The organism is Streptomyces sp. H39-S7, from assembly GCF_027158205.1.
Taxonomy (GTDB): Bacteria; Actinomycetota; Actinomycetes; order Streptomycetales; family Streptomycetaceae; genus Actinacidiphila.
Window position 1 is genome coordinate 25,694 of the sequence record NZ_JAPVLU010000034.1, and the last position, 16,588, is coordinate 42,281.

A 16,588-nucleotide genomic window follows, 5' to 3' on the forward strand; every position below is an offset into this window, starting at 1 on the left:
TCGGGGATCGTGCTGTCGGCCGGGTGCGGTCCCGTCGGCGCAGTGCGGTGCACAGGCGACGCGGAGGCCGGGGCACCGGCGGTGGGGCGCGTGAAGGCGGGCGGTCCCCACAGGGGGAGATCTGCGTGCGGACCGAAGGGCCGGATCGGCCGAGGACCGCTACCTGTCACTGCGCAACGACTGCGGCGTGCGTCCGGACCGGCTCAGGACCCGTGCGGGTCGGCCGAGATCCGGGCGGCAGCACTCTCTGGTCCGGCCGCGGACAGTCGGTTACAGGTGATGCGTACAGGTGGTCGGGCGGAGCAGGGACCTGCCCGACACCACTTCAGTGTACGTCCGACCCCGATGTAGACCACCACGGTGCCTAAAGGGGACATTTCACACCAGGTATGGCGCGGCGAAGCGGCCCGGCAGGGCGCCCGAGGGGCGTCACGCGGCGCGGTCCCCTACCGGTCGGCCGCCGTCAGGTCCACCCGCCAGTCGTTGCACCGGATGGGATTCCCGGGCGGGTACTCGAAGTCGCAGGCGGAGACCAGGGTGAAACCGGCCTTGCGGCAGATCGCGTTCGACGCGGGGTGGTCGACGGACGGGTAGGCGTGCAGGGACGCGTGCGTGTGCCGGGCCGCGGCGTCGGCGATGACCGCGGTGGCCGCGGCCACCGCGATCCCCCGGCCCTGGTACCGCGGCAGCACGCCCCAGCCGGCCTCGTACACCGTCCCGCCCTGCCAGACCCGGTCCCAGTACCCGATGGTGCCGACCGTCTCGCCCTCCGGAAGCAGCACGACGCTGAACATCCGCCCGGTTCCGGCGCCTTCGATGTCCAGGTAGCGCCGGTGGCGCGCGAGCAGCTGCTCCTCGGTCTCGGGGCCGCCCAGGTGCGCCATCATCTCCGGGGAGTTCGCCAGCCGCAGCAGCGCCAGGTCCCGCTCCGCCCAGCTCTCGAGGCGCACCCCGTCCGTGGCCGCCGCGTCGCGCTGTTCCGTCGTCATGTCCGTCTCTCTCCTCGGGTTCAGGGCCGTCACACGCCCGCCCGGTGCTCCTGCGGCCGGATGCCGCGGACCCGCTTGAAGGCGGTGCTCAGGGCGAACGCGCTGCCGTAGCCCACCTTTCCTGCCACCGAGCCGACCGTGGCCTCGGGCTCGCGCAGCAGGTCGGCGGCGAGGGACAGCCGCCACCCGGTGAGGTACGCCATCGGCGGCTCACCCACGAGATCGGTGAACCGCCGGGCCAGCGCGGCGCGCGACACCCCGGTCTTCGCCGCGATCGTGGCCACCGACCACGGGTGTGCCGGGTGGTCGTGGAGCAGGCGCAGCGCCTGGCCCACCACGGGATCGGCCAACGCCAGGTACCAGGTGGGCGCTTCTGCCTCCGGCCGGGAGAACCACGCCCTGACGATGGCGATCAGCAGCAGGTCCAGCAGCCGGTCGAGGAAGACCTCCTGGCCCGGCTCGTCCCTGACGATCTCCTCGCTGAGCAGGGCGACGAGTGGGCAGTCCCAGGAGTCGGCGGTGAGCACCAGGAGCGTGGGCAGCGCTTCGAGCAGCCGCCGGCTGACCTCGCCGTCCATCGAGTAGGTGCCGGTGAACATCACCGTCGCGCCGTCCGGCCGGTCGCCCCAGGTGCGCACGCCCAAGTCCATCGTCTCGCACAGCTCTTCGCCGTCCGGGGTGGTGGAGCGCTGTCCGGGGTGGATCACGATCTGCGGCGGTGTGTCCGGCGCGTCGGCGACGAGGTACGGGGCCGGACCGCGGACGACGGCGACGTCCCCGGCGCGCAGGCACACCGCGGCGCCGTCCTGGGGCAGCACCCACGCCTCGCCGCGCACCAGGGAGATCAGCGTCAGCGGGGCCCGGTCCTCGATCCGCAGCGACCACGGCGGGTCGAGGACCGAGCGCAGAAGGAAGGCGCCCCGGGCCCGGGGCCCGTCCAGGAGACCGGCGAGTGCGTCCATGGCGCTCAGCCTAGACGCCGGCGTGGACGCACGCGTATGGAGTTGAGGCTCTGAACCATGGCCCGGCCGGGTGCCGGCGGCTTGACTGTCCCCATGACCGCTCAGCCGCACGGCGGTCCGCCGAGGGAGGTATCGACGATGGACGAGTTCCGCACGGTCGCACTGGTGGCCGCCACACTCACCACCGGGTTGATCGCGGGCCTGTACTACGGCTTCGCCTGCGCCGTCATGCCGGGTCTGCGCCGGGCCGACGACCGGACGTTCGTCGACGCCATGCAGTGGATCAACGTGAAAATCCTGAACGGCTGGTTCGCCCTCGGATTCGGCGGGTCGCTGGTGCTCACCGTCCTGGCGGGCGCGCTGCACCTGGCCGGGGACGCCCCGGACGGGCCGCTGCCCTGGATCGGCGCCGCGGCCGCGCTGTACGTGCTGACGCTGGTCTCCACGTTCGCCGTCAACGTCCCGCTCAACGACGGGCTCGGCGCGCCCGGCGACGCGGGTTCCGCCGGTGCCTCGGCTCTCGCGGCTGTCCGCGAGCGCTTCGAGACGCGGTGGGTCCGCTGGAACCTCTTCCGGGCCGTGGCCGCCACCGGCGCGCTCGGCTGCCTGGTGTGGTGCCTGGTGCTCTACGGGCGGGCCACGGCGTAGCGGCCGAAGCCCCCGGTGGGGGCACCTCCCGACCGGTGGCCGGGAGGTGCCCCCACCGCTTTTGTCAGGGGACCCAGTAGTTGCCGGAGACGACGATCATGGACTGGAGCTGCACGCTGCCGCCGTAGTAGAGCGAGGCGTTGATGGGCGTGCCGGCCAGCTTGTTCCACAGGGCGTCGAGCCAGGCCTGGGAGCCCGGGTCGGTCAGGGCGGCGACGGCGAACGGCGCGGTGAAGGCCATGTCCTGACCGCTGTCGAACGTCGATCCGTTCAGGTGGTAGCCGGTGACGATACCGGCGGGGTTGCCGCCGGTCTTGGTCTTGATCCACGCGTTGAGCTTGCGGGCCGAGGCGAGGGACGCCGGGTCGCCGCTGGTGACGGCGTCGGTGGCCAGCCGCCAGGGGTCGCGGCAGGCGTTCCATCCGAAGTCCCCGTCGTTGGGGCTTTCGAGCACCTCGCCCGCGGCGGGCTTGGGGGTGGTGTTGGTGTTGACCACGAAGTCGGCGAGCAGCCCGGTGGTGGGCGCGTAGCTCGCCTGCTGCTGGGTGATCAGGCTCTGGTGAGCGGTGCGGATGGTGTCCCAGGCGCTGTCACCGGTCGCGGTCCTGAAGGCCCGGAAGTGGTCGATCAGCCAGTCGGAGGACCGGGTGATGAAGTGGTGGGACTCCCCGGAACCGCTCCAGTCGCCGAGCAGCATCAGGTGGGTGGTGGAGTTGACCTCACTGGCCTTGATGGCGTTGATGTGCTGGATCGCGAGGCTCTTGTAGTTGTAGGTGCCGGCGCTGCCCCACTGCCGGTCGGCGAGGAGCAGGCCGTAGGCGACGTCGAGGTCGCCGTCGGTCGCGGAGTCCGAACCGTTGACGCTCTTGCAGGAGGCGTCCTGTTCCGCGGCGAGCAGGTGGGGGTTGTTCACCGACGGGTGGGCGAGCACGAACTTCACCATGCCGTCGAAGGCGGTCTTGGCGTTGGTGTCGGCGCCCGCCATCAGAGCGGTGACGACCATGCCGTAGCCCTGGCCCTCGGCGACGTACGGGTGGTCGGCGTCGGGCGAGATGGTCTCGTACCAGCCGTTGCCGCAGTTGTGCTTGACGAAGGCGGCCTTCCACTGGTTGTAGGCGGTGACGACCGCCTGGTCGATGGTGCTCTGCGCGCCGGAGGGCTTGAGCGTGCCGGCGGCGTACGGGAACTGGTGGCTGCCGAACGGCACGGCGGGACCGCCGCCGCCTCCGCCCGGGGAACCGGCGTCGAGGTAGTCGAGGTTGGGACCGCCGTTGGCGGTGGTCGCGGTGGCACGGACCTTGTTGGTGCCCGCCACGAGCGTGGCGGTGAGGCTCTTGGTCTGCCAGGTGTCCCAGGAGCCGGTGCCCGCGAAGGAGACGCCGGACGCGACGGTGGTGCCGTTCACCGCGATGTCCATGGGGCGGTTTACGGTGGTGCCGTTGGCGAATCCGAGCACGAGCGTGCCGCTTCCCGCGGCCGCCGCGGTCACGGTGAACTCCACGGAGGAGCCGGCGACGTTGGTGTAGTCGACGAAGCCGGTGCCGGAGAACCCGGTGTGGTTGGTGGCGGCAGCCGCCTGCGACAGCGTCGCGTTCTCGGCCTCGTAGCGGGTGGTGGCCGCCTGGGCCTGCGGTGCCAGAGCGGCCAGCGGCAGCAGCAGGCCGAGCGACGCGGTCAGGGTCAGACCGAGGAGTCTTCGGGGGATGGGAATGCGCACGTGGGGGGACCTTCCCTCAGGACGGCGGAACGGGATGGAAGCAATGTTAGGAAAGTTTCCTAACTAGTGATGCATGGGAGCGCCATTCGGGGATCCTGTCAAGACCCGGCGGCCGAGGTGGCATAATTTGACCCGAGCCACGTCTCGTCGATCCGCAGCCGCTTGTAGCGCGCGGTGTCGGTCGGGGCCGCGTAGGTGCTGGTCACTTCGAGGCGCACATGACGGGTGGTGACCGCCGGCAGGTCGATGGTCGCGAACCCGCGCGCACTGGGCAGCGTGCCGGACTTGACCGGGCTCCCCCAAGAGGCGCCGTCGTTGCTGACGTACACCTTGTAGCCCTTGATGCGCGCCGACTGCTCGGTGGCGGAGCGGGCGTAGCTCACCGAGTCCTCCCGCTGGTTGATGCCGAGGTAGCGCACCGGCTTCGAGGACTTGAGGTCGAAGTCGAGCCGGACGGGCAGGGTCCGCGCGCTGTCCCAGTACGTCAGATAGCTGCCGTCGGCGGCCGCCGGGGCGCCGTGACCGCTCGCCGCGGCACTGGCACTCATCGTGTACGAGGAGGCCGGATAGATGCCCGTACGCCCGCTGGTGGTCACCTTGAAGACCGTGTCGTACGGGTCCCAGCCGCCGAGACCGCGCAGGGTGAGACTGCCGCCCGACTGGCTGAAGGACACGGGCGCGCCGGTACGCAGATCGGTGACGGCGGCGACGCGGTACCCGTTGTCGCGCAGGCGCAGGGTGGTCGTCGACGGCGGGGTGACCACGTGGAGGTACTGCCGGTCGGGGTCGGAGGTGCTGACGGTCGTGACACCGCGGGCGCCGTCGTTCCAGGCTCCGGGCTGCAGGCCGCCGTACAGGTAGCCGCCGCCCTCGGTACCCCGCAGCGACTCCCGGATCGCTTGCAGATAGCCGTCCGCGAAGGTGTTGAAGGCCTCCTGGTTGGACGGGAACCTGCCGTTGACCTGAGCGGTCTCGGCCATCAGCGCCTTCACGGACGAGCCGGCGTTGGTGACCAGCCGGCCCAGGGTGAGGGCGCGGTCGACGGAGGGGTTCGAACCGTCGTACCACCAGGCCCCGGTCGAGGGCAGTTTGAAGTCGGCCTCGGTCAGCCGGGGGCCGGCGGTGTAGAGCGCCTGCGGGTAGTCGTACGCCGGGGACATGCCGGTCTTCTGCTCATTGCTGATCATGTCCAGGGCGGGCGTGTCCTCGTTGTTGTTGCTGATCGTGTAGTCGGGGCGCTGCTGGTAGATCTGGGCGTAGAGGTCGTGGCTCTCCCAGTACGCGTTGTCGTTGTCGATCCAGAACCCGCCCAGCGTGGGATAGCGGCGCATGACCTCGAAGAAGTTGTCGTAGGAGAACTCGCCGAAACCATCACGGGTGGTGAGGTCGACGGTCCTGCCCTTGGAGGAGGAGTACGCGCCCGAGTCGAGCCACTCATGGCCGCCCTGGTCGTGCCACTGCGGATCGTCGGTCATGTAGAGGATGACCTTGACGTTCTTCGCGCTCGCGGCGGCGATCAGCTCACCGACGAAATCACGATGGGTGCTGCAGCTGCCGGGGATCGCCGACGGCCACGGCCGGGCGTAGCCGAGCCGGCTGTGGAACGTGGCGAGTACCAGGTACTGCGCGTGCAGCTTCCGGGCCTCGTCGACCCAGTACTGCGGCGTCCAGCCGCCGTTGGTGACGTCGGACTCCCATTGCGCGCAGTCGGTGTGGGCCGGGGCCGTGCGCTCGCCCCAGTGCAGGAACAGCCCGCTGGTGGAGCCGCGCAGGAAGTCCTGGCGCGGGTTCTGCAGATCGGCGCGCGCGGGGGTGCCCGGCAGCAGCAGGGCACCGAGGAGCAGCGCGACGACGGCAAGCAGCCGCAGGGGAAGCCCGGTCACCACGGCGATTCGTCCCATCACGTCACTCCCCTGCCTTCGGCGGACCGCCGTTGACGGTCCGCCGCAGCTGCTCGTTCATGATCAGGAAGGCGCCGAGGCCGTGGAAGTCGTTCACGGCCCGGGTGCGCCCGATGTAGTAGGCGTAGTCGCCGACGTTCGTTCCGATCGAGATGTCGGAGAGTTCGGTCCTGCCGTCGGCGCCGAGTGAGACTCTGGCGAGCACACCCTGGTAGCCGCGTTGGGCCACCGCCGCGTAGTGCGGGTCGACATAGCCCCGCTCGACCGCGCGGGACAGTGTGAAGGTGAACATGCTGGAGCAGGACGTCTCGGTCCAGTCGTCGGAGCGCGAGCCCTTGTCGACGACCTGGAACCAGCGGCCGGTGGCCGGGTCCTGTGCGCGCTCGATACCGGCCGCCAGGTTGCGCAGGATGGTCAGCAGCCGGGCCCGCCGCGGCTGGTTCGCCGGAACGGCGTCGAGTACGCCGACGGCCGCCATGCCGTACCAGCCGACCGCCCGGCACCAGTGCTCCGGGGCCAGGCCGGTGGACGGATCGGCCCAGCTCACGGCCTTCGACTCGTCGTAGGCGTGCTTGAGCAGGCCGTTCGGCCGCTGGAGGTGGGTTCCGTAGACCACCAGCTGCTTGGTCGCCTCGTCGTCGGTGTAGGCGGCGTCGTCGAACTCCCGCCCGTACTCGACGAGGAACGGGTTGACCATGAACACGCCGTCGGACCAGAGCTGGTGTGCGCGGCTGTCCGCGGTGGCGTGCCAGAAGCCGCCGTCGGAGGTCCTGGGGTAGGTGGCCAGCCGGTCGCGGATCCGGGTGGCGGCGGTCCGGTACTTCGCCTGGCCGGTCTCGTGGTGCATGATCACCAGCAGCCGCCCGGCGAGCATGCTGTCCAGGCTGTTGAAGCTCTGGCCGATGGCGCCCTTGCTGTCGACGAACCGGTCGACCCAGCTCTTGATGTACGCCAGGTCCTTCGGGTCGCGGGTGCGCTGATAGACGAGGTACTGGCCGTAGAGGTAGAGGCCGACGGGGTAGGACCAGCCGCCGATCCGGGCGGGAGTGAAGCGCGCCATCGTCGAGTCGGTCATCGCCACCGACCAGTCGGTGGCGGCCGGGTCGTTGGTGGCGGCAGCGGCGGACGCAGGAGCCTGGGCCTGCCCCGCCGGGGGCACGCCCGCCGCCGGTGGACCGTTCGGCGCGGCGAGCGCCGCACAGGCCGCGAGCGCGGCCGTCAGAGCACGTAATCCGTTCATGATCCCCTCACCCGGTATGCGTGCGTTGGGGCCAATCGGACACCAAAGGTTGGACCTTTGAGCGGAATCTAGCAGGGGTGAGATTTCTGTCAAGAACCCTAACAATCATCGATGGACCAAGCCCTGACTGGATCTCTGACCCACGAGGCAAGCTGGAACCCGTCAGCGATCCCGACATGTCAGACATAAGATATCGGATGTATTGGGAAGAACTACAAGTCGCCGGAAATACGTCGTGCGGGGACGATGAGTTCTGCGGCAGCGCGTCGTCTACCCCACAGACAGCCGCGCCCCGCCGTGCCGGGCACGCACCGAGAACAGCTGGAAGGAACCCCTCATGCTCTCCACCGACTACGTCCCGGGCGCCCCGAACTGGCTCGACCTCGCGAGCCGCGACATCCCGGCGTCCGCCGCGTTCTACAACGCGGTCTTCGGCTGGACGTTCCAGTCCGCCGGCCCCGACGCCGGCGGGTACGGGATGTTCGTGCTCGACGAGAAGACCGTCGCCGGCATCGGCCCGATCATGGCCGACGGTGTGCAGCCGTGTTGGACGCCGTACTTCAAGACGCCCGACGCGGAAGCCACCGCCAAGGCCGTGGAGCAGGCCGGCGGCACCGTCGCCTTCCCGCCGATGGACGTCTTCACCATGGGCCGGATGGCCGTCTTCACCGACCCCGCCGGCGCCGGGTTCAACGTCTGGCAGCCCGGCGACAACAAGGGCCTGGACGTGGTGACCGCCGACAACGCGCTGTGCTGGGTCGAACTGCACACCACCGACGCGGCCGCGGCGAAAGCCTTCTACCACCAGGTCTTCGACTGGGAGTACACGGACGCCCCGATGCCCGGCATGACTTACACCCTCATCCGCCCCGCGGGCACCGACGCCGCGGCGGAGGCGGAGCACGGCGGCCTCATGGACCTGCCCCCGGGCGCCACCGGACCGGGCAGCGCCCCGAACTGGCACCCGTACTTCGGGACGGCCGACTGCGACGCCACCTTCGCCACCGCCGTCGCGCACGGAGCCACCGTCATCATGCCGCCGGACGACGCGCCCGGGGTCGGCCGGCTGGCCATGCTCCTGGACCCGGCGGGCGCCCAGTTCGCCCTGCTCACCGGGGTGGCGGCGGACGCCGGCTGACCGCGCGGGGTCGCCGCCCGTCCGTGCGGCGACACGAGCGCTCGCCGGAACCCGCTCTCACGGGGGGAGGGGGTTCCGGCGGGCGTTCGTGCCGCCGCACGGACCTGCCGGGCGTGCCCGCCCTGCCCGTTCCGGGGTGCGCGTCAGCGCTCCAGGACCAGCGCCAGCCCCTGCCCCACGCCGATGCACAGCGCCGCGAGTCCGGTGCCGCCACCGGCGGCCTTCAACTGGTGGGCGACGGCACCGGCGAGACGGGCACCGGACGCGCCGAGCGGGTGGCCGATGGCGATGGCGCCGCCGCGCGGGTTGACGACCGCCGGATCGAGGCCCGGCCATTCCGCGAAGCACCCGAGTGCCTGGGCGGCGAACGCTTCGTTGAGCTCGAAGGTGCGCAGATCCCCGAAGCCCCGGCCGACCCGCGCCAGCGCGCGGTTGACGGCCTCCACCGGGCCGAGCCCGAAGTACTGCGGTTCGATGCCGGACACCGCGCTCGCCCGGATGCGGGCCAGCGGTTCGCGGCCGGTGGCCGCCAGGCCCTCCTCATCGGTGATCAGGAGGGCGGCCGCGCCGTCGTTGAGCGGCGAGGCGTTGCCCGCGGTGACCGTGCCACCCTCACGGAAGACCGTCTTGAGCTTCGCCAGCGACTCCACTGAGGTGTTGTCGCGGATCGTCTCGTCCCGCACCAGGGTGGTGCCCTCGACCGGGACGACCTCGGCGTCGTACAGGCCGTCCTTCCAGGCGCGCGCCGCCTTCTCATGGCTCGCGACGGCGAAGGCGTCCTGCTGCTCGCGGGTGATGCCGTGCTTGTCGGCGATCAGTTCCGCGCCCTCGCCGAGCGGAATCGTCCACGCGGGCTCGTGGCGCCGGTTGACCATGCGCCAGCCGATGGTCGTGGAGAACATCTCCTGATGGCCGGCCGGGAAGGCGCGGTCCGGCTTGGGCAGCACCCAGGGGGCGCGGCTCATCGACTCGACGCCACCGGCGACGGCGATCGACACGTCCCCGAGCGCGACCGCCCGGTACGCCTGGACCACCGCCTCCAGCCCCGACGCGCACAGCCGGTTGACGGTCACACCCGGTACCGAGACCGGCAGGCCCGCCAGCAGGACGGCCATCCGCGCGACGTCCCGGTTCTCCTCCCCCGCGCCATTGGCGTTGCCGAAGAAGACATCGCCGATCCTGGCCGGGTCCAGTTCCGGCGTCCGGTCCACCAGAGCCTTCAGGACGTGCGCGGCCAGGTCGTCGGGGCGTACGGCGGACAGCGCGCCGCCGTACTTCCCCACGGGGGTGCGGACGGCGTCGACGATGTAGACGTCACGGGTGTTCGGCACGTTCGGCGCGCTCGCCATAGGAGTCACCGGTCCCTTCCTGCGGCCTTCGGGGCGCGGCGCGGAGAGTTCGTCGCCGGCGTCGGGGTGCAGGATACCGAGACGGGAGATCACCGCGGCAGGCGCCCGTCCCGGCCGGCCACCGCAGGGCCACCGGCGGGCTCCCCGGCCCGCCCGGACGGGGCCACGGGCCCGCCATCGGTCGTGCGGCGCCTCAGTTCAGCGGGCGGAGCACTTCGGCGACCTGCTGGATTCCGGTCCTGTGGGTCTTGACCTGTTCCACCAGGTCGCCGAGGGCGACCGTGTCCGGCAGGGTCTTCCAGCCCGCCGCTGCGCAGTAGGAGCGGGTCATGGCCATCGCGTAGAACTCGTTCATGGGCGATTCGAGCGGCGGGCACACGGTCAGGGTGTGCAGCAGCGCGGCCGCCCGCCAGGCGGTGTCGTGGCCGGGGCTGTCCGGCGCCATGACCAGGTCGGAGGCATGACGGGCTATGGCGGCCTCGATGCCCGAAGGGTCCCAGACCGTGGGGTCGGAGGGCAGGTGATGGGCGAGGACGTTCCAGGCCCAGGTCAGATCGATCTTCACGAGCGAGGGCCGAACCTCTCCTGGACGTACGCCCAGTTCTCCTCGTTGTTGAAGTCCGCGGCCGCGGCCAGGAACCGGTCACGGTTCTCGTCCAGCTCGCGCTTGGCGGCCTCGGTGATCAGAGCGGTGACCGTGGTCCCCCGCTCAGCAGCGCGGACCTTGAGTCTCTCGAGGAATTCCTCGTCAAGGCGGATCGTCACATGCTTCGACATTCCACCAGCGTACAGCGAGAGCGCTGTACGCGGCGAGTGCGCCGTCACGCGCGACGCGGAGAGGCCAGCAGATAGCGGCCTCGCGCGACATCCGGATGCTCGGTGACCTGCCAGCCGGCCCGTTCCAGAGCGGCCGCGCAATCGGGCATCTCAGCGGCTCCCGCTTCCACGCGCACCGCCTCGGGCTGCGGCGCGGGACCGACCCGGTACCCGTCCGCGGCGTCCCCGCCGGCGACCGCCGGGCGGCAGCCGGCCGCCTCCAGCGCCAGCGCGGCACCGGGGACGAGGTGGGCGCGTTCCCACGGGCAGGGCTGGTCGGTGACCCCCCGGTTGGTGACGCGCCTCAGCTCCAGGAGCCCTTCCCAGGCGACGGCGACCTCACGGACCCGGCGCGGATCGCCGACGGGCGCCGTCTCGTGGCCGGTCCGCGCGGCGAAGGTCTCCACCTCGGGCGGCGGGGCGGCGGGGAGCTCCGGCGGAGGGGCGAGCAGTTCGGCGCGCAGCGCGAGTCCGGCAGGGGTCAGGTAGCAGCGGTGGGGAGGCCGCGGGTGCTTCAGGGCGAGTCCCTGGGCACAGAGTGCGTCCAGCAGCGCCTGCGAGCCGCGGAGCAGACCGGTGTTCGCGTCGGCGGCGAGGACCACTCGGCGCTGGGCCACGGTCGGCTGCTTGCTCATGTCCGCCTCCGTCCGTCGGTGTCGTGCGGCGGCGTGGGTCCGTCGTCTCCGTGCGACGAGTATCCACCGGTTGTCCCGGCCGGCCGCGCCCGCCGGCTGTCCGTCCCCGCCGGCGAACCGTCCCCGCCGACTGTCCGAGGTGCGTAGCACACTGGAGTCATGTGCCGAAGCATCAAGACTCTCCGACCCCCGATGACTCCCGACGTCGATGAGGACGACATCAGGGCCGCGGCGTTGCAGTACGTCCGCAAGGTCTCCGGATTCCGCGCCCCGGCCGCCCACAACCGCGAAGCCTTCGATCAGGCGGTGGACGCGGTGGCCGAGGCCACCCGGCAGCTCCTCGCCGAGCTGACCGTACGCGGCGCCCCGACGCCTGCCGTCACGGTCTCGACTGCTTCCTCACAGGGGTAGTGCAGCTCGAACGTCACCAGGTCGAGGGCGACTTCCTCGACACCGTCAGCTCATCGGCCAGAGCTTCCAGCTCGACGGGGCCACCATCGAGGGGGTGCTCACGCACAACGATGCGGACGAGCTGGCTGTCGTTGTCCACCGTCTTGCCGGTGAGGTCGGAGAAGCGGATGAGTTTCTGCCCCATGAGGTCACCTGTCGTTGCTGAGTGAGCGTCGAAGGTGAATTTCATCAGAGGTCGTGGCGCCGTTACCTGGACAGTCAGTCATTCGTAAGGCGGGCATCCCCCCAGGTTGCCCGCACGAAGGATTCCCTCGGCGTAGTGTTGGCGGTGTACAGCTTGATTTTGCTGGCACCTGATATCGGGACCTTGATGTCCTGGCTTTCGAACATCTTGAGCGTGTATTCAGCGACGGGCGCAGCATCATCATCGAGATATATCTGGAATGACATGCCTGTCACGCTGTACTTACTATTGATGTCAATGCCGATGGTGGCGCGGAAATACTTCCAATCGGCTGGGACTTTGTACGCGAAAGTGTACTCCGTGAACGGGTTCACACTCCGCAGGCTGTGCATATAGGTCGTATGATTCCCCCGAGAGTTCAGCTCTGCGGTTTTGACGCTGTTATCCCCCGTGAGCGCTTGCGAGTTCGAGAGGTACTCACTCGACGCAGTGGCACGTGGGCCTGATCCACCTTTGGGGCCGTTGGTGGCGCTGGTGGGAGGCGGGGAGGTTTCTTCACCGGTACTAGGGGCTGCCGTCGTGGGAAATTCCGTTGTTGGAGTAGGTGAAGTCGATTCCAACCCAGACGGGCTTGAGGATAAAGGCGTTGCGCTTGGGGCAATGGGAGTCGAGATCGATGGCTCAGCAGGTTTCGCGTCAGAAGAACTGTCTGACTTTAGGCCATCTTGCACAAGCCCGCCAATGAGTGTACCCAACGCCCCCAGGACCACCAGAAGGATGGCGAGTTTAGCCTTATTGCTACGGAACCAATGCGGATCGTCTGGACTTACCGTGCTCATAGCTTCCCCCACCTACACCCCGATACGGCACCGGTTCGCGAGACAGTACATGACCCCAGGACTAGCTAGTCCCGGGGTCGAGAATGGTTGCGCTGTTGTTACCCATGACCACAGCAGACGACGAGATGTCTTGGCTGGAGGCCGTCGCAGCTAATTGATCATCGTCGCCTACTGGCCACGACATTCATCACCATGAGACTCATCAGCCCGAACAGGCATCCGAGTGCGTCAGGGAGAGGCCGTTGCGCATCATGTCCGCCAGGGTGCACATAATGCCCGTTACGACCAGTAGAAGGATTGCTAGAAAGCCATCCTCATTCACAACGTTCTCCTTCAAAGTAATCGCTGATGCGTCCCTGCTGTGGGAAGTCCAGCGACACGTACAGATCAGCGCGGACACTGGGCGGCACTTCCGTTCTACCTCTCAGTCCGCGACCGAGAGAACGTCCGATTTCTCGGCTCACCGCAACTCAAAATAGGTCTCGGCCATCAAGCGGGCGTGGTTTTTGACGTTGGAGGAGAGGCGCCCTTCGATGTCCAGGAGCAGCCGCCCTGCGCGTCCGAGTTGGTACACGAACGCCCCTGCCCCGCCCTTACATGGGCAGCAACAACTCGTTCGCGGTGGGCAGACAACCCCACATGAACGTCATCACCCTGGCGGAATTCAGCGACGGCCGGATTACCGCTGACGAACTCCGGCGGCCTCACCTTCAAGCTGCGCGAACCGCAGGGAGACTGCGTGGCCAGTCTGTGGACCTTCGCCACGACGTGCGACGACAAGTACTTGGCCGAGGTGGCCAACGAAGGCGCCGCCATCATCGCCGAGTGTGACGCCGTCCTCAACCGCTGACTCCTGACCGCATTGGTCCACACACCCCGTTCCACAACGAAGAACGCCCCGCGTTCGTTGTGGCTGCGGGGTGTTCTTCGTTTCTCAGGCGTGCATGCGCTGACTCGCTCTTGCTGACCTCTCAGGTCAAGGTTCAGCATCCGATCACTAGATTCACTCCCTCGCTGCCTTCATCCGCAGTAGCGTGCGTAGCGATGAGAGCGACAAAGCAGGGGGTAGTAATGGAGGATTTCGCTGATCAGGTTCGCAAGGCCCAGGAGGCCACAGCTAGGAAGAATCAGGAACGGCAGGCAGCGAACGCTAAATTGCGCGAGGAGCAGGAAGCAACCAGGGCCGAGGTCACCAAGGCGGCCGGTCTGCTTTCCCGGGCACTGCATGGTCGAGTGATTCCCACAGACATCCTCGTAGAACACTATGAGTCGCGCCTCAGAAGGAAGCGGTTCGGGGGGACAGTACGCGAAGCGGCCACACACCATGTGCTCGACGGATGGGTATTCGGCGAAACCCGTCATACCTTTCATGACCTCGACTCTATGTCTGGCCGAACTGAGAGGCGTGTGGTGGGCTTCATCCTGGCCGAAGATGGCAGCGTTCACCAATGCAATGCCAATTACATTGAGGCTTCGGGGAGCGGCCACATCTCCGTGACGGTGAGCGACTCGTGGGGTAGTAGCATCCACAACGGACCGATGGATGCGACCGCGATGCACGTGCACCGTAGCGGCGTTCTGGAGGGGATGGTGCAGCTCGCAGTGAAGCACCACATCAACCCATCCAGCCTGGCACCCTCCTAGCGTTCTTCATATCCAGACCTACCCTCTCCGCCGGCGCGGGCTTGGTCGCCTGGTTCTACCGCGCACGCCTGTTCCGTACAGACCCAGAGCACCCCTGACGCAACTGCACGTCAGGGGTGTCGTGCCGCCCACAGGGGGATCCTGTGTCTACAGGCGGCAGCTCTGGAGGTATGACGCCTACAGCTTCTGGAGCGGGAGGGACGAAACCTTGGCATCAAGCGCCAATTCCGCCCACACCACCTTGCCCCCGACCTTCGGGTAGAAGTGGCCGACCTTGCGCGCCAGGGTGTCCACGATGAACAGCCCTCTTCCGCCTTCGGCCTCATCGTCGGCGCCGGCCGTTGGTTGATCGAGCGGTTCTTCTCCCACATCCCACACCTGGAGGCAGATGCAGTCCTCGCAACCGAAGATGCCTCGGTCGTGGTCAGAAAAGGGACGGAGCTTCATCGACCCTCCCGCCGGGTGGCGTGCCGCGCAGTTCTTCCAGCGAGCCGGCTACGGTGGCGAGCCGGACGAAGAGACGCGCTGCAACCAAGGCGTCGTACGTGGCGCGGTGAGGACGCAAGCCTTCCGGCAGATCAACGTCCAGGTTGAACGCTTGCACCAGCGATCCCAGCCGGAAACTGACCTGCCCCGGCAGGAAGCGGCGCGCGAGCTTGAGCGTGTCGAACACCTCGGGACTCGCCCAATCGGGCAGCTTGCGTCGGAGGACGTTGGTGTCAACGTAGGCGTTGTGCGCCACGAAGGCCGAGACGTCCAACGCCTGCAGTACGTCGTTCTCGATGTCCGCAAACATGGGGGCGTCGGCCACGTCCTTGTTGCTGATGCCATGCAGACGCTGAGCCATCGGGGTGATCGCGTAGTTGGGACGCATCAACCACGACACCGGCTCCCCGATGACACCCCCGACGATCGGGACGACGGCCAGTTCCACCAACTCGGGCGGCTGCTGGCCGTTGCCTTCCACGTCGACGACCGCGTACGTAAGTTCCGTCCAGTCAGCCATTGTCTGTGCCGTCCTTCCATCCGATGTCCGCCCGACCATGTCGTCGGTTGAGGTGGGGGTGGCGAACGTCGTGCACCTGGAAGCCGAGCGCGTGCTGTAGGTAATAGCGCGGCTGCTCCTCGATCAGCCCAGACACGACGGCTGCGCCCTCTGTAATGTCAACGACCACGAGGTCACTGGCGTCAGGCAAAGTGCTCGCCACCTGGTGGATCTGTTGCCGCGTCGGCACGCGGTGAGCGCCCCGGCAGAGATCAAGCTGAGCCAACAGGCAGATGTCGCAGAGATCAGGGATGCCGTAGTGGCCGTTGTAGTCCGGGTCGCCATGCGCGAAGGACACCGCACACGAGGTCTTGCGGAACAACGAGTCGCTGCCGGCAAAGGTTGAAAGGATCCGTCTCTCCAGCGTCTCTGGCACGATCTTGCGCCGGGCGGTTTCGCCGTACGGCTCCGGCAGTCCGTTCGCCTGGTAGTACTCGGCGATCTGGTCGCGGTAGAAGAGGCCGGTAAAGACGGTGGTGTCGGCGTGCTTGCTCAGTTCGTATGCCGCATCAAGGTGCTCGGGCGAGTCGTTGAGACCTGGCACCAGCGGACGCCAGTAGAGAACCGTCCGATAGCGGCGGTTAAGCGGGTTGCTCATGAGCTTGAGCGACTCGGCGGCCACCCTCGACGGGTAGGGCTCGATCTGCCGGTTGTCGATGCCCGAGTAGGTGAACAGCAGCGTCACCTTGATGTGCCGGAGCCGTTCGAGCCGGTCGACGTCCGCAGCCTTCATCTGGTGCCTGGTGATGACGAGCACGTGGTTCGTCAGGTTCCGTGCGTCCAGGTCTTCCAGGACGGCGAAGGTGTGCGGCCGAACCACTGGCAAGAACGGGTCGGTAGCGCGGTTGAACACCTGTACCGGCGTGACATGCGGTTGGAAGTACCGGTGATTGACCAGTGCTTCCACTGCCTCGGCGTCGCTCATGAGGGCGCGTGGCACCCGCTGATCCCACAGGCCGTAGGTGTGGCGGATGCAGTAGGCGCAGTCGAGCGGGCACCCTTGGATGTGGTTGAGGCTGAGTCCGCTCTTGCGGTACTCGACGACTTCGCGGGCGCGTTCCGGCATGCGC

Annotated in this window: 18 protein-coding genes; 4 read left to right on the plus strand and 14 right to left on the minus strand. The window is 68.3% G+C overall.

The features are described 5' to 3' along the window. Nucleotides 1-446: 446 nt before the first annotated feature. Both O3X23_RS28530 and O3X23_RS28535 read right to left on the minus strand, forming a co-directional pair. A complete protein-coding gene (locus tag O3X23_RS28530) occupies nt 447-989 on the minus strand; it encodes a GNAT family N-acetyltransferase (protein WP_269274461.1) in 543 nt (180 codons plus the stop codon). 29 nt (nt 990-1,018) lie between these two features. Next, nucleotides 1,019-1,951, minus strand: a complete 933-nt coding sequence (locus O3X23_RS28535) for an AraC family transcriptional regulator (RefSeq protein WP_269274462.1) — start codon at nt 1,949-1,951, stop codon at nt 1,019-1,021. Nucleotides 1,952-2,044: 93 nt separating this feature from the next. Between O3X23_RS28535 and O3X23_RS28540 the strand changes: the two genes are divergently transcribed. Then, nucleotides 2,045-2,599, plus strand: coding sequence for an anthrone oxygenase family protein (locus O3X23_RS28540; RefSeq protein WP_443048001.1), 555 nt, complete (start codon nt 2,045-2,047; stop codon nt 2,597-2,599). A 64-nt stretch (nt 2,600-2,663) separates the two neighbouring features. Here O3X23_RS28540 and O3X23_RS28545 read toward each other — a convergent pair whose 3' ends face one another. The 3 genes from O3X23_RS28545 to O3X23_RS28555 form a co-directional block, all read right to left on the minus strand. Continuing rightward, nucleotides 2,664-4,316, minus strand: a complete 1,653-nt coding sequence (locus O3X23_RS28545) for a glycosyl hydrolase family 8 (protein WP_269274463.1) — start codon at nt 4,314-4,316, stop codon at nt 2,664-2,666. 98 nt (nt 4,317-4,414) lie between these two features. Next, complete coding sequence (locus O3X23_RS28550) at nt 4,415-6,217, minus strand: discoidin domain-containing protein (RefSeq protein WP_269274464.1); 1,803 nt, start codon at nt 6,215-6,217, stop codon at nt 4,415-4,417. A 4-nt stretch (nt 6,218-6,221) separates the two neighbouring features. Further along, on the minus strand, nt 6,222-7,457 hold the full coding sequence (locus O3X23_RS28555; protein ID WP_269274465.1) for a glycoside hydrolase family 88/105 protein: 1,236 nt from the start codon (nt 7,455-7,457) through the stop codon (nt 6,222-6,224). Between the two features lie 337 nt (nt 7,458-7,794). Here O3X23_RS28555 and O3X23_RS28560 point away from each other — a divergent pair, with 337 nt between their 5' ends. After that, a complete protein-coding gene (locus O3X23_RS28560; RefSeq protein ID WP_269274466.1) occupies nt 7,795-8,595 on the plus strand; it encodes a VOC family protein in 801 nt (266 codons plus the stop codon). A 143-nt stretch (nt 8,596-8,738) separates the two neighbouring features. Here the strand turns inward: O3X23_RS28560 and O3X23_RS28565 are convergent, their stop codons facing one another. The 4 genes from O3X23_RS28565 to O3X23_RS28580 all read right to left on the minus strand — a co-directional run bounded on the left by O3X23_RS28565 (nt 8,739) and on the right by O3X23_RS28580 (nt 11,395). Continuing rightward, nucleotides 8,739-9,944 carry a thiolase family protein gene (locus tag O3X23_RS28565; protein WP_269274591.1) on the minus strand — a complete coding sequence of 402 codons (1,206 nt, stop codon included), beginning with the start codon at nt 9,942-9,944 and terminating at the stop codon, nt 8,739-8,741. A gap of 193 nt (nt 9,945-10,137) precedes the next feature. Continuing rightward, nucleotides 10,138-10,509: a hypothetical protein gene (locus O3X23_RS28570; RefSeq protein ID WP_269274467.1), complete on the minus strand. Its 372-nt coding sequence runs from the start codon at nt 10,507-10,509 to the stop codon at nt 10,138-10,140. After that, nucleotides 10,506-10,721: a ribbon-helix-helix protein, CopG family gene (locus O3X23_RS28575; RefSeq protein ID WP_269274468.1), complete on the minus strand. Its 216-nt coding sequence runs from the start codon at nt 10,719-10,721 to the stop codon at nt 10,506-10,508. Before O3X23_RS28575 ends, O3X23_RS28570 begins: the two co-directional genes overlap by 4 nt. A gap of 44 nt (nt 10,722-10,765) precedes the next feature. After that, nucleotides 10,766-11,395 carry a hypothetical protein gene (locus tag O3X23_RS28580; protein ID WP_269274469.1) on the minus strand — a complete coding sequence of 210 codons (630 nt, stop codon included), beginning with the start codon at nt 11,393-11,395 and terminating at the stop codon, nt 10,766-10,768. Between the two features lie 159 nt (nt 11,396-11,554). Here O3X23_RS28580 and O3X23_RS28585 point away from each other — a divergent pair, with 159 nt between their 5' ends. Beyond that, entirely contained in the window at nt 11,555-11,806 is a 252-nt protein-coding gene (locus O3X23_RS28585) for a DUF2277 domain-containing protein (protein ID WP_269274470.1), read from the plus strand. Between the two features lie 13 nt (nt 11,807-11,819). Here O3X23_RS28585 and O3X23_RS28590 read toward each other — a convergent pair whose 3' ends face one another. Both O3X23_RS28590 and O3X23_RS28595 read right to left on the minus strand, forming a co-directional pair. Further along, on the minus strand, nt 11,820-11,990 hold the full coding sequence (locus O3X23_RS28590) for a hypothetical protein (protein WP_269274471.1): 171 nt from the start codon (nt 11,988-11,990) through the stop codon (nt 11,820-11,822). Nucleotides 11,991-12,064: 74 nt separating this feature from the next. Continuing rightward, a complete protein-coding gene (locus O3X23_RS28595) occupies nt 12,065-12,364 on the minus strand; it encodes an NPCBM/NEW2 domain-containing protein (RefSeq protein WP_269274472.1) in 300 nt (99 codons plus the stop codon). A gap of 1,536 nt (nt 12,365-13,900) precedes the next feature. Here O3X23_RS28595 and O3X23_RS28600 point away from each other — a divergent pair. Further along, nucleotides 13,901-14,473: a hypothetical protein gene (locus O3X23_RS28600; RefSeq protein ID WP_269274473.1), complete on the plus strand. Its 573-nt coding sequence runs from the start codon at nt 13,901-13,903 to the stop codon at nt 14,471-14,473. Nucleotides 14,474-14,650: 177 nt separating this feature from the next. On the opposite strand, the gene O3X23_RS28605 is transcribed toward O3X23_RS28600, so the two are convergent. The 3 genes from O3X23_RS28605 to O3X23_RS28615 are packed head-to-tail and all read right to left on the minus strand — an operon-like array spanning nt 14,651 to nt 16,584. Beyond that, nucleotides 14,651-14,920 carry an ATP-binding protein gene (locus O3X23_RS28605; protein ID WP_269274474.1) on the minus strand — a complete coding sequence of 90 codons (270 nt, stop codon included), beginning with the start codon at nt 14,918-14,920 and terminating at the stop codon, nt 14,651-14,653. Then, complete coding sequence (locus tag O3X23_RS28610; RefSeq protein ID WP_269274475.1) at nt 14,898-15,479, minus strand: 3'-5' exonuclease; 582 nt, start codon at nt 15,477-15,479, stop codon at nt 14,898-14,900. Before O3X23_RS28610 ends, O3X23_RS28605 begins: the two co-directional genes overlap by 23 nt. Further along, a complete protein-coding gene (locus O3X23_RS28615; RefSeq protein ID WP_269274476.1) occupies nt 15,472-16,584 on the minus strand; it encodes a radical SAM protein in 1,113 nt (370 codons plus the stop codon). The genes O3X23_RS28610 and O3X23_RS28615 overlap by 8 nt, the downstream gene beginning before the upstream one ends. Between the last annotated feature and the right edge of the window lie 4 nt (nt 16,585-16,588).

Bases quoted from the DNA above. Each gene is read 5' to 3' on its own strand.
- O3X23_RS28610 (WP_269274475.1), bottom strand. From the start codon at position 15,479: ATGGCTGACTGGACGGAACTTACGTACGCGGTCGTCGACGTGGAAGGC.
- O3X23_RS28580 (WP_269274469.1), bottom strand. From the start codon at position 11,395: ATGAGCAAGCAGCCGACCGTGGCCCAGCGCCGAGTGGTCCTCGCCGCC.
- O3X23_RS28550 (WP_269274464.1), bottom strand. From the start codon at position 6,217: ATGGGACGAATCGCCGTGGTGACCGGGCTTCCCCTGCGGCTGCTTGCC.
- O3X23_RS28560 (WP_269274466.1), top strand. From the start codon at position 7,795: ATGCTCTCCACCGACTACGTCCCGGGCGCCCCGAACTGGCTCGACCTC.
- O3X23_RS28535 (WP_269274462.1), bottom strand. From the start codon at position 1,951: ATGGACGCACTCGCCGGTCTCCTGGACGGGCCCCGGGCCCGGGGCGCC.
- O3X23_RS28565 (WP_269274591.1), bottom strand. From the start codon at position 9,944: ATGGCGAGCGCGCCGAACGTGCCGAACACCCGTGACGTCTACATCGTC.
- O3X23_RS28575 (WP_269274468.1), bottom strand. From the start codon at position 10,721: ATGTCGAAGCATGTGACGATCCGCCTTGACGAGGAATTCCTCGAGAGA.
- O3X23_RS28540 (WP_443048001.1), top strand. From the start codon at position 2,045: ATGACCGCTCAGCCGCACGGCGGTCCGCCGAGGGAGGTATCGACGATG.
- O3X23_RS28530 (WP_269274461.1), bottom strand. From the start codon at position 989: ATGACGACGGAACAGCGCGACGCGGCGGCCACGGACGGGGTGCGCCTC.
- O3X23_RS28585 (WP_269274470.1), top strand. From the start codon at position 11,555: ATGTGCCGAAGCATCAAGACTCTCCGACCCCCGATGACTCCCGACGTC.
- O3X23_RS28600 (WP_269274473.1), top strand. From the start codon at position 13,901: ATGGAGGATTTCGCTGATCAGGTTCGCAAGGCCCAGGAGGCCACAGCT.
- O3X23_RS28615 (WP_269274476.1), bottom strand. From the start codon at position 16,584: ATGCCGGAACGCGCCCGCGAAGTCGTCGAGTACCGCAAGAGCGGACTC.
- O3X23_RS28605 (WP_269274474.1), bottom strand. From the start codon at position 14,920: ATGAAGCTCCGTCCCTTTTCTGACCACGACCGAGGCATCTTCGGTTGC.
- O3X23_RS28590 (WP_269274471.1), bottom strand. From the start codon at position 11,990: ATGGGGCAGAAACTCATCCGCTTCTCCGACCTCACCGGCAAGACGGTG.
- O3X23_RS28555 (WP_269274465.1), bottom strand. From the start codon at position 7,457: ATGAACGGATTACGTGCTCTGACGGCCGCGCTCGCGGCCTGTGCGGCG.